General features: G+C 40.4%; 13 protein-coding genes and 1 other RNA gene. 5 read left to right on the top strand and 9 right to left on the bottom strand.

The window, feature by feature from the left end:
- Positions 1 to 1,012 (bottom strand): TIGR03032 family protein (locus tag ACEQZT_RS03835; RefSeq protein ID WP_370087405.1); only part of this gene is annotated, 1,012 nt, incomplete at its 3' end.
- Between the two features lie 92 nt (positions 1,013 to 1,104).
- Between ACEQZT_RS03835 and ACEQZT_RS03830 the strand changes: the two genes are divergently transcribed.
- Entirely contained in the window at positions 1,105 to 1,614 is a 510-nt protein-coding gene (locus tag ACEQZT_RS03830) for a GNAT family N-acetyltransferase (protein WP_370087404.1), read from the top strand.
- Here the strand turns inward: ACEQZT_RS03830 and ACEQZT_RS03825 are convergent.
- A complete protein-coding gene (locus ACEQZT_RS03825) occupies positions 1,608 to 2,078 on the bottom strand; it encodes a hypothetical protein (RefSeq protein WP_370087402.1) in 471 nt (156 codons plus the stop codon). The genes ACEQZT_RS03830 and ACEQZT_RS03825 overlap by 7 nt on opposite strands.
- Positions 2,079 to 2,297: 219 nt before the next feature.
- On the opposite strand from ACEQZT_RS03825, the gene ACEQZT_RS03820 reads away from it, so the two are divergent.
- Together ACEQZT_RS03820 and ACEQZT_RS03815 are read left to right on the top strand one after the other, a co-directional pair.
- On the top strand, positions 2,298 to 3,437 hold the full coding sequence (locus tag ACEQZT_RS03820) for a cystathionine gamma-synthase (RefSeq protein ID WP_370087400.1): 1,140 nt from the start codon (positions 2,298 to 2,300) through the stop codon (positions 3,435 to 3,437).
- 188 nt (positions 3,438 to 3,625) lie between these two features.
- On the top strand, positions 3,626 to 5,893 hold the full coding sequence (locus tag ACEQZT_RS03815; protein WP_370087398.1) for a patatin-like phospholipase family protein: 2,268 nt from the start codon (positions 3,626 to 3,628) through the stop codon (positions 5,891 to 5,893).
- On the opposite strand, the gene ACEQZT_RS03810 is transcribed toward ACEQZT_RS03815, so the two are convergent.
- The 3 genes from ACEQZT_RS03810 to ald all read right to left on the bottom strand — a co-directional run bounded on the left by ACEQZT_RS03810 (position 5,871) and on the right by ald (position 8,871).
- Entirely contained in the window at positions 5,871 to 6,581 is a 711-nt protein-coding gene (locus ACEQZT_RS03810) for a LytR/AlgR family response regulator transcription factor (RefSeq protein WP_370087396.1), read from the bottom strand. The genes ACEQZT_RS03815 and ACEQZT_RS03810 overlap by 23 nt on opposite strands.
- Positions 6,578 to 7,609 (bottom strand): sensor histidine kinase, encoded by a 1,032-nt coding sequence (locus tag ACEQZT_RS03805; protein ID WP_370087394.1) that lies wholly within the window; start codon positions 7,607 to 7,609, stop codon positions 6,578 to 6,580. Before ACEQZT_RS03805 ends, ACEQZT_RS03810 begins: the two co-directional genes overlap by 4 nt.
- 149 nt (positions 7,610 to 7,758) lie before the next feature.
- The gene (gene ald / locus ACEQZT_RS03800; RefSeq protein WP_370087392.1) at positions 7,759 to 8,871 is read right to left on the bottom strand and encodes an alanine dehydrogenase; all 1,113 of its coding nucleotides are present in this window, start codon (positions 8,869 to 8,871) and stop codon (positions 7,759 to 7,761) included.
- A 263-nt stretch (positions 8,872 to 9,134) separates the two neighbouring features.
- On the opposite strand from ald, the gene ACEQZT_RS03795 reads away from it, so the two are divergent.
- Entirely contained in the window at positions 9,135 to 11,540 is a 2,406-nt protein-coding gene (locus ACEQZT_RS03795) for a thiamine pyrophosphate-dependent enzyme (protein WP_370087390.1), read from the top strand.
- Here the strand turns inward: ACEQZT_RS03795 and ACEQZT_RS03790 are convergent.
- The gene (locus tag ACEQZT_RS03790; RefSeq protein WP_370087388.1) at positions 11,534 to 12,292 is read right to left on the bottom strand and encodes a hypothetical protein; all 759 of its coding nucleotides are present in this window, start codon (positions 12,290 to 12,292) and stop codon (positions 11,534 to 11,536) included. The genes ACEQZT_RS03795 and ACEQZT_RS03790 overlap by 7 nt on opposite strands.
- A 47-nt stretch (positions 12,293 to 12,339) precedes the next feature.
- On the opposite strand from ACEQZT_RS03790, the gene ACEQZT_RS03785 reads away from it, so the two are divergent.
- A complete protein-coding gene (locus ACEQZT_RS03785) occupies positions 12,340 to 13,299 on the top strand; it encodes an acyl transferase (RefSeq protein ID WP_370087386.1) in 960 nt (319 codons plus the stop codon).
- Between the two features lie 233 nt (positions 13,300 to 13,532).
- On the opposite strand, the gene ACEQZT_RS03780 is transcribed toward ACEQZT_RS03785, so the two are convergent.
- From ACEQZT_RS03780 to ACEQZT_RS03770, 3 genes are all read right to left on the bottom strand, one after another.
- Positions 13,533 to 14,690: a sigma-54-dependent transcriptional regulator gene (locus ACEQZT_RS03780; RefSeq protein ID WP_370087384.1), complete on the bottom strand. Its 1,158-nt coding sequence runs from the start codon at positions 14,688 to 14,690 to the stop codon at positions 13,533 to 13,535.
- A gap of 24 nt (positions 14,691 to 14,714) precedes the next feature.
- An RNA gene (gene rnpB / locus ACEQZT_RS03775) (RNase P RNA component class A) lies at positions 14,715 to 15,067 on the bottom strand.
- 9 nt (positions 15,068 to 15,076) lie between these two features.
- The gene (locus ACEQZT_RS03770; protein ID WP_370087382.1) at positions 15,077 to 15,475 is read right to left on the bottom strand and encodes a hypothetical protein; all 399 of its coding nucleotides are present in this window, start codon (positions 15,473 to 15,475) and stop codon (positions 15,077 to 15,079) included.
- Between the last annotated feature and the right edge of the window lie 36 nt (positions 15,476 to 15,511).

The raw sequence follows: 15,511 nt of genomic DNA, 5'->3' as shown, positions 1-15,511 counted from the left end.
GCATAATGCCTGGTAGTATATGTACATCATACAACTCCTTCACTGCATTCTTATACTCTAGTAAGCCCTCGACCCTTCTAGTTCGTAAGTTCACAATTGCCACGCCTGCTATCGGATTTTTAGATGCGATAGGCATCTTACCAAAGTCTTTACTGTCTTCCCTGATTTTTGACAATCCAATGAACAGGAAGTTTTGATAGAAACTCATTCCACGAGCAAATCCTGGCACATCACAAATTCGCTCATTGGATTTTGAAGGGACATGATACTTCCACAGTTCACCATCGGCAGATTGCAAGTAAAATATATCATCGCCAACAAGTCTGGGGCTATGTGGCATAGCCAATCCTTCAAGTAAGATTTCATTCGTCTCCACATCCATCAAAATCCCTCCTTTGAGCTTATTATCTCTCCATCCACCCGGCTTGTCGGACTTTCCGAGAGCAGTCACATATTTGGGCAAACCATCTTTCATCGTCATGCCGTTCAGATGGCATCTATCACCGGGAGCAAGATCACTGATGAAGTCTGGCTTCCACTTTGGCAGAAAACTAAAGCGCGGATCCAACTGAGCAATACACGAAAATTGAGTAATCACTGCCCACAAACCTCCCTTGCCATAGGAAATGTCATGTGTATCAACCGATCCAGTATAATGTGAAGAACGAGGTAGATAAATCGCATCATAAACATCGGGTTTCTTAGGGTATGCTTTTGCGGCATTAGTAGATCGGTGTGTAAGTACAACCTCATTTAAGCAGGCAATTGCAAGGTGCTTATCATGTGATGCCACCCCCATTGGCTTCCTGAAATTTCTGGGAAGTTGAATCATCTGGGTCTCATTCTTAGGGCTGAACATGACCACCTTACCTGTTTGATAGGTACTTAGCACCAAACTACTTTTCAAAGCATACATGATTTGAGCAAAGGATTTGGTATGCTGATAATTGAACGGGTTTTCTTTATCTAATTCTTGAGTATGATCTACTTTAGGCGGATTTACTTCTTCCATGCGTGTCACTTATCTTTTTCGTTAAATTAAATGTTTTACTAAAACCTTGTAAGGTAGAATTAAATATATTGGCTCTTTCAAAACTTTTAAAGATGGATAAAAACTTCTCGGTAGAATTTATATGGCAAAATGCTTCGGAAGAACTGAAAAAGAAAGTGGTTGCTTTCTGGATAAATGAAGGAGCAATTAAACAAGAAGAAGATGCCATAAGCAGATCGAATGAACTTTTGGCGGTTTGCAAAGACCAAGATGGAAATATCATAGGAGTATCCACAGGTGTAAAATCCATATACCCAGCACTCAAAAATCATTTCCTCGTTTACAGATCATATGTTACCCCTGATTACCGTCATCAAGGAATTGCCGGATTGATTTATCAAAAGGTATATGATGAGTTAAATAAGGTTGAAGTATTTAAAGGTCATGGGATCATAGGAATACTTTCAGCCTTCGAAAATGCTCATCTAAATAAAGACAAAAGGGCTGTTTGGAAGGAACACTGCAACCTGACCTTCATCGGATTTGATCATAGAGGCGTGCAGTTGAGAGTGTCCTATTTCGACGATGCTGAGATTAATCTCCCCGGTTTAGACAATCAATGATTTTCAGCACTGGCAAGGTGATGCCCTTTGACCCAGTCAAATCGGTTAAACTCTAGCAGTCTAGTTTCAGTCTCATCATTAAATATTTCTTCAATCACGACGAAATGACGGTGTTTGTCCTCTCCGATGTACCCGAGCAAGATATATTCCCATTCATTTCCATCCCACATAAATTTTAGGATATGCGTAGAGATGATGTCTTTTTCATGGTTATATTCTTTAATTAGTGCCTTTCTCTTTGATTCATCCTGTACAAAGTGAGCTGTTTGCTCCCACACTTCATTGTGACCTATATATGCATGGATGGTAAGATCTCCATCAAGCTGAGTATGATCATGCTTGTGCTTTATCTTAAAATGGTCAAATGAGTGAACCTGAGGGGCGCTGACATAATAGCCAGTATAAAATTGGGCTTGGGTAAGGAGTGCTGTGGCTAGCAGCATTAAAGTGGTGACTTTTCTCATTGCTATGTTTTTTTGATAGGTGGTTCAAAAAATTCAATAGCTCGTTGACAACTCAATAATATAAATATTTATAGAATCGAGCCTTACAAATACATCTTTTTCAAATTCTATTTCGACAAAACTAAGAAATCAGTTAACCAAACAGTCAATATCTATGATTTCACGGGCAGAAACTTAATTGATAAATTCACCCTCTACAGAACTTATAAATTCAATTCAATGAAATTCGGAACCAAAGCTCTTCATGCCGGTATAGAACCTGACCCTTCTACAGGAGCAATCATGACCCCTATTTTTCAAACATCAACCTATGTTCAAGATGGACCTGGAATTCATAAAGGCTATGAATACGCTCGAACACAGAATCCTACCAGAACTGCATTGGAAAAGAATTTGGCTTCACTTGAAAATGCAAACTTTGGGAGGTGCTTTGCTTCGGGTATGAGTGCCACAGAGACCGTGATCAAAACGCTCAGGCCTGGTGATGAAGTGATTAGCACCGGAGATCTATACGGTGGAAGTTTCCGTCTATTCACTCAAATTTTTGAACAGTTTGGTATCAAATTCACGTTCGTGGATATGAGAGATGCCCAAAATGTAGAGAAAGCAATCACAGACAAGACCAAACTACTGTGGCTTGAAACACCTACCAATCCTCTTCTGAATATCGTAGACATTAAAGCTGTGAGCAAGATTGGGCATAAACATGGAGCAAAAGTGGCCGTCGATAACACCTTTGCTTCACCTTATCTTCAAAACCCATTGGATCAGGGGGCTGATATCGTGATGCATTCGGTTACCAAATACATAGCCGGACACTCCGATGTGATTATGGGCTTTCTGGGAACGAATGATCCGGAGATAGATAAGCAATTTGGGTTCATCCAAAACTCTAGTGGTGCAGTTCCGGGTCCACAAGATTGTTTTCTTGTATTGAGAGGCATCAAAACCTTGCACCTAAGAATGCAGCGTCATTGTGAAAACGGAGAGGCTATTGCGAATTATCTACGCAATCATCCAAAAGTGAGTAAAGTGTACTGGCCGGGGTTTGAAGATCACCCAAACCATGACATTGCCAAAAGGCAGATGAGGGGGTTTGGTGGAATGATCTCATTTATTCAAAAAGAAGACACTCTAGAGAAAGCAGAAAAAACGCTGAGTAGCTTTAAGCTTTTCAGTCTTGCAGAGTCCCTTGGTGGAGTAGAATCATTGGTTGGCCATCCGGCCGGGATGACTCATGCAAGCATCCCTAAGGAGAAGCGGATCGTCAGCGGTTTGACTGACTCCCTTATTAGGCTGAGTGTAGGTATTGAAGATATAGAAGACTTAATTGCTGATCTGGAACAAGCCATTAATTAACTTTACATTAAAAACAATAAACCCCGCAATTGCGGGGTTTTTTATGCTATGTCGAAAAGACCTTATTCCGGAATTAGTGGTAATAATTGATATGAAGATAGTAACTATATTAGGACTCAAAGTCACCATTTCGATCAACGGCATATAGCAAACCATCGTAGAGTAGTTTTTAATCGATAAAGAAAATAATGACCAGACTTAAACACGTGCTAAATCAAGTTCTCCACTCGCTGATGATTCAGCTTACTTTCCACCATTTCAAGAAGAACTTGGCGCTGTTGACAGTTTGGGTAATCATCATTGCCGCTTTCTCCGGCGGACTTGGTAAGGTCTATGGAATACACTACCTCTTCCTTGATCCGGAATATATGGGATCAGTGGGATTTTGGAGCTTCTTCATCGTTGGAGTAGCTTTTGGCAATCTGATAATGGCCTGGCATATAACAACCTATATCCTGGATGGTCACAGGTTTAGATTTATAGGCGTTTTGCAGCGTCCATTCACTAAGTTCTCTATTAACAACAGCCTTATTCCGTTAGCCTCATTGCTTTCGTACATTATTCTAATTGTCTACTTTCAAATAGATAATGGACTAGCCAAGCCACTTGATATTTTTCTATTCGTCACTGGCCTCCTTCTGGGCATTGTGGCCATGCACCTGTTTATGATATTGTACTTCAGGTTTACCAATAAGGACATATTCATTTTTGTTGCGGGAACATTGGACAAGAAGCTGCGAAAAAATGTACTGAGCAGAGACAGGGTGATGAAGAAAGTGCGAGAGAACAAAGCAGATGAATATAATGTGACCAATTACTTCGACTTAAAACTCAAAGTCAGATCAACAGAACATATTGCTAACATCGGAAATCGAGAAGCCATCCTTAAGGTCTTTGATCAAAATCACTTCAATTCGGTTGTTGTAGAGCTTTGCATTATTGGGGTTATCCTCATTCTTGGCTTTTTCATGAATATTGAATTTTTGCAGATTCCGGCAGCTGCGAGTTCCCTCCTCATCTTCGCTATAGCTGTTATGCTAGTTGGAGCTATCAGCTATTGGTTTAAAGGCTGGGGTCTCACGTTCGCTATAGCCATATTCATTCTTGTGAATGCCGGTGTAAAAACTGGATTTGGGAAAGGCATAAATCAGGCAACAGGATTGAATTATGATACCATTCAGACGGATTATACCATTGAAAACCTACAGAAAATTCACTCCAAAGAACAGTTTGTGCACGATAAGCTCCATATGTTGGAAACACTTGAAAACTGGAAATCAAAATGGGAGAATTCTAAAGATCAAAAAATGGTCTTTCTCTGTGTGAGTGGGGGTGGTCAACGGGCAGCATTATGGGCTGTTAATGCGCTTATGAATGCAGATGAAGCACTCGATGGATCTCTCATGAACCAGACTTTCCTTATTACAGGGGCTTCCGGTGGAGTGATTGGAGCGGCATACTATCGGGAGATGTTTATGAGAAATCCCCGTCTTGCCTTATCTCCCCATCGAGATGAATTACTTGAAAGAATGGGAAGAGATAACTTGAACCCAGTCATTTTTGGTTTGCTGGTAAATGACCTGTTTTTCAAAATGCACACACATGAATATGCAGGACGAACCTACAGCGTGGATCGTGGATTCGTCTTTGAAAAAAACTTGAATAGGAACCTTGGTTACATACTTGATAAGCAAATCTCCGACTACAAGGAAGCTGAGGAAAACGCTGAGATTCCTACTTTGATCATGTCACCAACGATAGCCAATGACGGACGGAAACTTTACATTTCATCACAGCCTGTTTCGTACATGGCTATCTCTTCAGAGATTTTAAATGATAAGGAAACAAAGGTTCGGGGGGTCGATTTTCAAACCTTTTTCAGAGCCAATAGCCCCGATGAGTTGAGCTTCCTTTCGGCGCTAAGAATGTCTGCCTCATTTCCATACATTACACCCAACATCAGTTTACCGGCCGAACCCCGAGTGGAGATCATGGATGCAGGTATTTCTGACAATTTTGGTGTATCAGACGCTGTGAGATTTATTAATGTTTTCAAAGACTGGATAGCAGAAAATACAGGTGGCGTTGTTATACTCATCGTGAGAGATACAAAGTCAAATGCACCAATTGAAAGCACACCCAACCCATCAGTAATTGATCGGATCACCTACCCCATCGCGAGTGTCTATAATAACCTGACCAACATGCAAGACATCAACAATAATGTGAAACTTGAGCAAATGAAGTCATGGTTTGAGGGGGATTTAGATGTGGTGGAAATTGCGTACGATTCTTATCAGAAAAACGGCGAAACCACCGAGGTGGAACGAGCCTCACTTAGCTGGCACCTAACGAGTAAAGAAAAGCAACACATCCTTGAAAATATTCACATCCAGAGCAACAAGGAGGCAATTAAGAAACTACAGGATTTACTTAAAAGCTCATCAAATCCTTAAAACGTGAGGTTTGTCTGCGACTCACCTCCACTTCGGTTCCATCTTTCAAATAAAGTCGGATGGTTCCGCTAAACCATGGTTCAATTTTATCGATCCACTTCATATTGATAATCTGCTGACGGTTAGCTCTAAAAAATACTTTTGGGTCGAGTCTGCTCTCCATGTATTGAAGTGTCTTTGGAATCATGGGTTTATGTTCGTCAAAATAGATACGTGTGTAATTATCCCAGATCTCAAATAATCGTACTTCTTTCAATGTCACAAACCAGCACTTCTCTCCGTCTTTCACAAACACCTGACTGTTTTCATTCAGGACATCTTTAGGCTCATCGTTCTTCTCGATATTCTCTCTTACTCGCTGTAATGCAAGGGAAAGACGATCGTCGGTAATCGGCTTCTTGAGGTAATCCAACGCATTGTAATCAAAGGCCTTGATTGCATACTCGCTGTATGCAGTGGTAAAGATAATTTGCGGTACCTCATCCAGCATTTCCAGCAATTCAAACCCATCCTTGTCCGGCATTTGAATATCCAGAAAAACCAAATCAGGTTTTAACTCCTCGATCATAGCTTTGGCATCATCAGCATTCTCAGCCTCTCCTATCACCTCTATGTCCTTATATTTCTGCAACAGAAATTGTAATTCCTGACGTGCCAGCCTGGTATCGTCTACTAAGATTGCTTTCATTTCTCTATTGGTAATTTTAATCTGGACCGAACCATATTTCCTTGCTGGATCAGATCCAGGTCTGGTTCACTATCAAATAATATTCTAATTCGTTCTGTGGCGTTTCTTAGCCCAATTCCATTCCCTACATTCTTTTTGAGCTTTCCGGTATTGCTCACTTCCAAAACAAGGTTTTTCCCTTCTTTATCTATGGATATCAAAATATCGCCTCCATTTTTCACTTGCGAAATCCCGTGTTTAATTGCATTTTCCGCCATGAGCTGAATTAGCATTGGGGGAATCTTGCACTTAAGCAATTCATCATTCTTGAGAATTTCATAATGTAGTCGGCTTTCATAATGAATACTCTCCAATTCCAGGTATTTATTCACTATTTCAAGCTCTTCTTCTACCGTTACCTTCTCACTATCATTGAATTGAATGGAGTACCTCAGCAACTCAGATAAATGCGAAACCATATCCCTTGCTTTCATATGATCCTCAAGAATCAAGGCACGAATGTTATTCAAAGCATTGAAAAGAAAATGAGGATTGATCTGCGCCTTTAATGCGATTAGTTCCGCATCCTTCACTGCTGTTTGAAGCTGCCATTTTTCTACTTCCTCTTTCTTATAATTTCTAAAAAAGTGAATGATCAAATAAACAGCTGTCCAGAGGCAGAAGTAAACGAATGTCTGAAAAGTGAAAAGAATAAATACCGTAATGCTAAATCTCTCAGCATCAATAATTTCTGTAGTCAGCATTGTATATCCAACCACAATCCCATTTGCAAGAAGAGCCAGTAGGACCAGCGCAGGAATCAGGCGGAGGATTAGTTTTTGAATTTTAAGCTTCAACCAGCCATCCAACTTCATCTTATACCGAAGTAAGTGGGTGGACAAAAACATAACCGCCGCGCTGAAGAATTGAGCTAATATGACCCAGACGTCAACATTCTCATAAAACAGAAGTGCCACTATCACTCCTATCATACCGTAGACAAACCAGCCGACGGATTGAAAAAGCCAATAAGAACTATTTCGGGTCATTTATTCAATTTTCTTTTCACAAAGAAAACTCTGATTAAGGTCTACACATATAGCTTTGAAGCGAGTGGTCATAACAACCATATGAATGGAAACAAAAAAGCCCATTTACAAAAGCAAATGGGCTCAAAAGATATTTTTAGATTCTAGTTTTAAAGGAATTTCTCCACTGAAGTATAAGGCATATCAAATGCATCAGCTACTCCTTTGTATACCACTTCACCATTAATTACATTCAATCCCAATTTCAACTCGTCATTCTCGTTACATGCTTTTTTCCAGCCTTTGTTAGCTAGCTGAATAGCATATGGAAGTGTGGCATTGGTAAGTGCCAAAGTAGATGTGTAAGGCACAGCTCCCGGCATGTTGGCCACACAGTAGTGAACTACATCATCAATGATATACGTTGGATTTTCGTGCGTAGTAGGCTTGCATGTCTCGATACATCCTCCCTGATCTACAGCAACATCTACCAATACCGTTCCGGGCTGCATTTCTTTCAGCATGTCCTTTGTCACCAGATGGGGTGCCTTGGCTCCAGGAATCAATACTGCACCAATGATCAAATCATGTGTACTAATCAGCTCTCTGATATTATACTCACTACTCATGAAGGTATTCACGTTCGCAGGCATTACATCATCAAGGTATCTAAGTCGCTGAAGGTTTAGATCAAGAATAGTTACATCTGCACCCATTCCGGCTGCCATCTTTGCTGCATTGGTTCCAACAACTCCACCACCGAGAATCATCACCTTAGCTGGTCTCACACCCGGTACTCCACCAAGCAAAATTCCACGACCTTTTAGAGGCTTCTCAAGGTACTTAGCTCCTTCTTGTACAGACATCCTTCCGGCAACCTCTGACATTGGGATCAACAAAGGAAGTGATCTATCAGGACGCTCCACCGTTTCATACGCTAAGCAAACTGCTCCACTTTCTATCATAGCCTTAGTTAGTGGCTCATGTGAAGCGAAATGGAAATAGGTGAAAATGAGTTGGTCTTTCTTACAAAGCTTATACTCAGGCTCTATTGGCTCTTTCACCTTAATGATCATTTCAGCAATACCATAGACCTCTTCAATTGTAGGAAGAATTTTAGCACCTGCTTCTATGTACTGATCATCCGTAAATCCACTACCTTCTCCTGCAGTAGATTGGATGTAAATTTCATGACCTCTCTTGGTGAATTCTACCACTCCTGATGGAGTAACCGCCACCCTGTTTTCGTTGTTTTTAATCTCTTTTGGAACGCCTATTATCATCGTGATTCATGTTATGGGACGGCAAATATAGGGTGTCCGTTTAATAGAAAACCAAGGATATCAAAATACAAAACACAGGGATAATAAATTTAGATATTTTCAATATTTTATTCCAATTAAATAATATTTTCAATATAAAATATCAATCAAATCATAACTAGTTGCAAAAACAATGCGATTATATGGTGGTTGTGAGTTTAGAAAATGAAACTTTTTTCGTATTTTTGAAAGTGCCAAAGACTACAAACTCTTAAATACAAATCATGAGCGAGGCAAAAAACAAAACCAAACTACCTGTTTCTAAAACAGAAATACTTCAAGATTATAAGCTGGCTATCGAAAGCAGAGAGGCGAGCTTAATTGGCCGTAAAGAAGTATTTATGGGTAAGGCTAAGTTTGGGATTTTTGGTGATGGGAAAGAGCTACCACAAATCGCTATGGCAAAGTATTTCCAAAACGGTGATTGGCGATCTGGTTATTACCGGGATCAAACTTTCATGATGGCTATTGGCCAATTGAATACTCAGCAGTTTTTTGCACAACTATATGCTCACACAGATGTGGAGGCTGACCCTGCCTCTGCCGGACGGATGATGAATGGTCACTTCGCCACCAGATATTTGAATAGCAAAGGCGAATGGCTCACTCAAACCGACAAGAAGAACAGCAGTGCCGACATCTCACCCACTGCAGGGCAGATGCCGCGACTACTCGGACTGGCATATGCATCTAAGCTATATCGTGAGAATAAATCACTACATGAGTTTGAAGATTTCTCAATCAAAGGAAATGAAGTGGCTTTTGGTACAATTGGAAATGCATCTACTTCTGAAGGGCACTTCTGGGAGACCATGAATGCAGCTGGGGTGTTGCAAGTGCCAATGGTTATGTCTGTCTGGGATGATGGATTTGGCATCTCAGTACCTCAGAAGTACCATACAATTAAGGAGAGTATATCCGAAGCTCTGAGCGGATTTCAAAGAACAAAAGACAAACCTGGGTTTGAGGTATTTAAAGTGAAAGCTTGGGATTATGTAGCTCTACTTGAAACCTACAAAAAAGCGGTTGAAGCCTCCAGAAAGACACATACTCCATGTCTTATTCACGTCATTGAAGTAACGCAACCTCAAGGTCACTCTACCTCAGGCTCACACGAGCGATACAAATCCAAAGACCGTCTGAACTGGGAAAAAGAACACGACTGTATTCTAAAGATGCGTGAATGGATTCAGGGCGAAAAAATTGCGACTTCAGAAGAACTGGATCAACTTGAGAAGGACGCCAAACAAGCTGCAAAGCAAGCAAAAGATGCAGCATGGAAAGCATACAGTGCAGATATCAAAAAAGATGTAGAGGAAGCTTTAAACCTTATTGATAAAGCCGGGATTTCATCAAGCAAAAAATCAGAGATTGTTAAAATATCTGATGAGCTAAGAAAAGAGCTTAACCCGGAAAAATCTCATATTATTAAAGCAAGCAAAAAGGTGCTAAGACTTCTGAAAAAGGAATCTTCGTCAGATAAGCAAACTTTAATAAGCTGGTTGGAAGAAAAATCTGCTCAATATGGTGAGCAGTTTAATTCCAAACTTTACAGCGAGTCTGCAGAATCAGCTTTGAATGTAAAAACTCTACCTGCTGAGTACGCGGATGACAGTGAGCTGGTAGATGGTCGGGAAGTTTTAAATGCATGCTTTGATCATTTGCTTGAGGCTGATCCGAGGATATTTGCATTTGGTGAAGATGTCGGAAAAATTGGAGATGTAAATCAGGGATTTGCCGGACTTCAGGAAAAGTATGGAGAACTCAAAGTTACGGATACAGGAATCCGAGAAACTACAATCATTGGCCAAGGTATTGGAGCCGCAATTCGAGGATTGAGGCCAATTGCTGAAATCCAGTATTTGGATTATTTGCTATATGCAATTCAGACACTTTCAGATGACCTTGCAACACTTCAATACAGAACCTATGGAGGTCAAAAAGCACCGCTTATCATCCGTACGAGAGGACACAGACTTGAAGGAGTTTGGCATTCAGGATCTCCGATGGGAATGATCCTTCACTCGTTGCGAGGCATGCTTGTTTTGACTCCTAGAAACATGACTCAGGCAGCAGGATTCTATAATACTCTGATGTCATCCGATGATCCAGCATTGGTTATCGAATCGCTAAATGGATATAGACTGAAGGAGCGCATCCCAGCAAACCTAAAAGACTTTAAGCTGGCTCTTGGTGAGCCTGAGATTCTCAGAAGTGGATCAGATGCCACGATTGTCACTTATGGGTCAACATGTAGAATTGTGATGGAAGCAGCTAATCAGCTTTCTGAAGAGGGGATTGAAGTAGAGGTGATCGATGCGCAAACGTTGATTCCGTTTGACAGACCACAAATGATTGTAGAGTCACTAAAGAAAACCAATAGATTGGTGGTTGTGGATGAAGATGTTGAAGGTGGCGCTTCCGCGTTTATTCTTCAGCAAGTTTTGGAGAGAGATAACGGATACTTCCACCTGGACTCAAAACCACTCACTATCTCAGGGAAAAATCATCGTCCTGCTTATGGTAGCGATGGTGATTACTTCTCTAAGCCTAACGTGGAAGAGGTGTTTGACAAGGTTTACAACTTGATCTCCGAAGCTAATCCGGACAAGTTTCCATCTATTTATTGAGTGATATCAGCGAGAATGAAATCGGGAGAAAATACTTCATTGCTCTTATTTAAAGCTCTGTCGTAAATATAAAATTTCACCCTGATCACATCATCTAAGAACGCAAGACGAAAAGCCTGAGAGAGCATAGAGTAGGTAATTGTCCCACTCTTGCCTTCCGGGTCATAATATGGGATTCTGCCATTAAAGTTTCCTAAGGAGCAATCAGGGTTGTTAAATATTTCCCGAAAGTTTATCACTTCATAGGAGTCATTAATCTTACGCTGAAACTCAATGTGAAAATTATAATGAAACTCATTTCGAGCTATATAGAAAGTATCTGTTTCGATAATTTCATAACTATCACAGCTGTAAGCAGGCCTGTTGTCTGTATCTGAAAATGGTACTTTCTCTTCAGGAAAAAAGAAATAAGCCAATTCACCATTTTCCTGATCTATAAGTACGGGTGCTTTAAAGAGCGGGAGATTGATCGTGCTTATATCTTGGCTAATTGTAACAGTACTATCATCACTATCAATGATTACATCATAAATTTCATATGGCACTAAAAGATCACGTCCATTTCCCAAACCCACATCTCCACCTCCATCTTCGAAAGTGAATGTAAGAACAAGAGAGTCCGTTGTTTCAGTATCAATGAAACTAATCTCCTCAAACTCAATTCTAGGAGTATCAGGAAAAATATCTTTTTCAAAACACCCAGAAAGTACCATCACTGGAAAAAGCCAAATACCTTTGAAGAGATTTTTCATATGCTGAAAACAAAATTAATCTACTTTGCCCCTAATGAAACTATCTCATGAGTTTCACTGAAGATTTCAAACAGTCAATTTTAAAAATAAACGAGGAAACATTCCTTGATAGTTCGCTGCAGGCATTCAATTTCCAATATAAAAATTGCGGTGTATATAATCGATATTGTAACTACCTAAACATCAATCCTGACAGCATCATCAATCTAGAGGACATTCCATTTCTACCAATCCAATTCTTCAAAAATCATGCTATAAAAAGCGGATCATGGAGTGAGGAAAAAATTTTCAAAAGCAGTGGAACGACAGCTACCGGGAGAAGTCAACACTTCATAAAGGATTTAGACCATTATCATGATACAGCTAAAGTTGCTATCGAAGAGATCATTGGGGATTTATCGGAGTATCAAATCATCGCCATCCTACCCTCCTATCAAGAACAAGGTGACTCCTCTTTGATCAGCATGGTCGATCATTTCATTAAATATGCCAGCGAAGGATCCGGATACTACCTCCGAAATAATGATTTAGCGAGCGTATTGGAGAGCTCTCGACAGAAACTAGTGATAGGTGTTTCATATGCCCTATTGGATATTGCTTCCTCTGGGATAAAGGCAAAAAATGCCATAATCATGGAAACAGGTGGCATGAAAGGGAGACGAAAAGAAATGACAAGGGAAGAATTACATAACGAATTGTGTGATGGCTTTTCTGTCGATGAAATTTGGTCTGAATATGGAATGACAGAGCTTCAAAGTCAGTCGTATGGAACAAGCGGAAAGTTTAAATTCCCAGCATGGGCTAAATGTTTAATCAGGGACATAAATGATCCTTTCTCCTATTTATCCCATAGTAAAACTGGTGGCATCAATGTAATTGATCTGGCAAATATTGATTCCTGCTGCTTTATTGAGACCAAAGACCTAGGCAGACTAAATGACGACTACTTTGAAGTTCTTGGTCGTTTTGATAATAGTGACATTCGTGGATGCAACCTGATGATTTAGCGAAAAACATGAAATATTTTAAACAAATCGCTGTTGTATAGTAGATAAATTCTTCTATTTTTGAAGGGTTAGTTAAATAAATAGCTTGCTCATCGAATTAAACCGCTTATGAAATTGAAACTTACCATACTAGCAGTAATTATCTTGGCAATGAGTGCTTGCACTCAGAGAACATGCCCTACTTACGCTCAGGAGGACACTAAAGAAGTTAAAACAAAGCAGCAAGCTAACGCTTAAGCTTCAACATACTTTTTCACATCTTCCTTGGTAATGGTGTCCTTAGACATGATTACCAATCGTTCGATTACGTTTCTGAGTTCTCGAATATTCCCCGTCCACTCATAATTTTCCAACTGGCTTATTGCAGCGTCATCAATTGATTTTGCAATTGTTCCGTAATCTTCAGCCACCTGAGTCAAAAAGTGCTCAGCCAATAACTTAATATCCTCTTTTCGCTCTCGCAATGGTGGCACAGTAATCACCATCACAGAAAGTCTGTGATACAAATCTTCCCTGAAATTCCCATCTTCAATCTCCTTCTTTAAGTTCTTGTTTGTTGCAGCCAGCACACGCACATCCACACTGATGGATTTATCACCACCTACTCTCGTTATTTTCTTATCTTGAAGTGCTCGTAGAACCTTAGCCTGGGCTGACAAACTCATATCCCCAATCTCATCCAGAAAAAGTGTGCCTCCATGGGCTTGCTCAAACTTCCCAATTCGTTGCTTATGAGCAGACGTAAACGATCCTTTCTCATGACCGAAAAGTTCACTTTCTATTAGTTCTGAAGGAATTGCCGCACAGTTTACTTCCACTAATGGTGCCTTAGAGCGGGCACTTTTCTCATGCAACCATCTGGCGACCAATTCTTTACCTGTACCATTTTCGCCGTTGATCAAAACTCTGGCTTCTGTAGGGGCCACTTTCTCAATGGTTTCTTTAACATCAGCAATGCCTTTGGATTCTCCAATGATCTCAAGTCCTTTGCTTACTTTTTTTCGTAAGACTTTCGTTTCTGAAGCCAGCGAAGAACTTTCGAGGGCATTTCTTACAGTAAGTAAAATTCTGTTTAGATCAGGTGGCTTTTGAATGAAATCATAGGCTCCCTTCTTGGTTGCATCCACTGCTGTATCAATGGTACCATGTGCTGAAATCATCACAAAGGGAACATCCAGTCCTTCGCTTGAAACCTTGCTGAGCAGTTCCATCCCGTCCATTTTGGGCATCTTGATATCACACAAGACAAGATCAATTTTTTCTGCTTCCAGCTTTGCCCAGCCATCTTCCCCATCCTCAGCCGTGAGCACCTCATATTTTTCTTCGGACAATATATCACTCAGAGCATCACGAATGCTTTTTTCATCATCAACAATAAGAATTTTAGCCATATTGAAATTTTTGAAGCTATAAGTACAAAAAGCAAGCCAGTAAGCCGGGTTCTGTTTTATCCCATCATTTATCTAGCCTTGCTGTCACCAGCAAGATCTAACGACCTACCCAATTCTACTCGGGCGAGCTACCCTCAAGTGTAGAACCTATTTGGTCTTTCAGCGCGCAAGGTTTACCGTGCGATTCATGTCACCATCAACCCGGTGAGCTCTTACCTCACCTTTTCACCTTTTCCCATCAAAGACAGGTAGTTTAATTTTCTGTGGCACTTTCTCTATCCACCAAAGGCGGACGCTTCCAGTTAAGAAGTACGCTGCTCTATGCTGCCCGGACTTTCCTCCCTTCACTATTGAAGAGCGATGAGTCGGCTTGCATGGCAAAAATATTAATGAATATCTTTTCCGGTGATTTTTAATTCCCAATCATCGGCATGCTGAGCAATTTCCTGAATCATTTCTTTCACCATGTGATCTTTCAGGTTTACCAAAAAGTTAATTGCCTCCACTTTTAAAAAACCATCTTCAACAATAAACTTGGTGTATGGATAGTCTTTGGATGCCGCCAGACATTCTCCGTAGGGAATGTCATATGTAAGTTCACACACCTTGGACTTTAGATGAACTACTTCCCTCCCATAGCCAGTATGTTCTACAATATGGCCGGTGACCGTTTGAAACCTACCTCTCTTTAATGGAACAATAATTACGGATTGGGTATCATCATAATCACGATACTCTCCTCCAATTTCCTTGGCGTAATTTTGGCTAAACTTTCTGTAATTCATGGCGATTTAGATTTATCTAGACATAAGATAATGATT

This window comes from Ekhidna sp., from assembly GCF_964218185.1.
GTDB lineage: Bacteria > Bacteroidota > Bacteroidia > Cytophagales > Cyclobacteriaceae > Ekhidna.
Note: the sequence above shows the minus strand (reverse complement) of the source record. Positions and strands in the feature narration are given on the sequence as shown.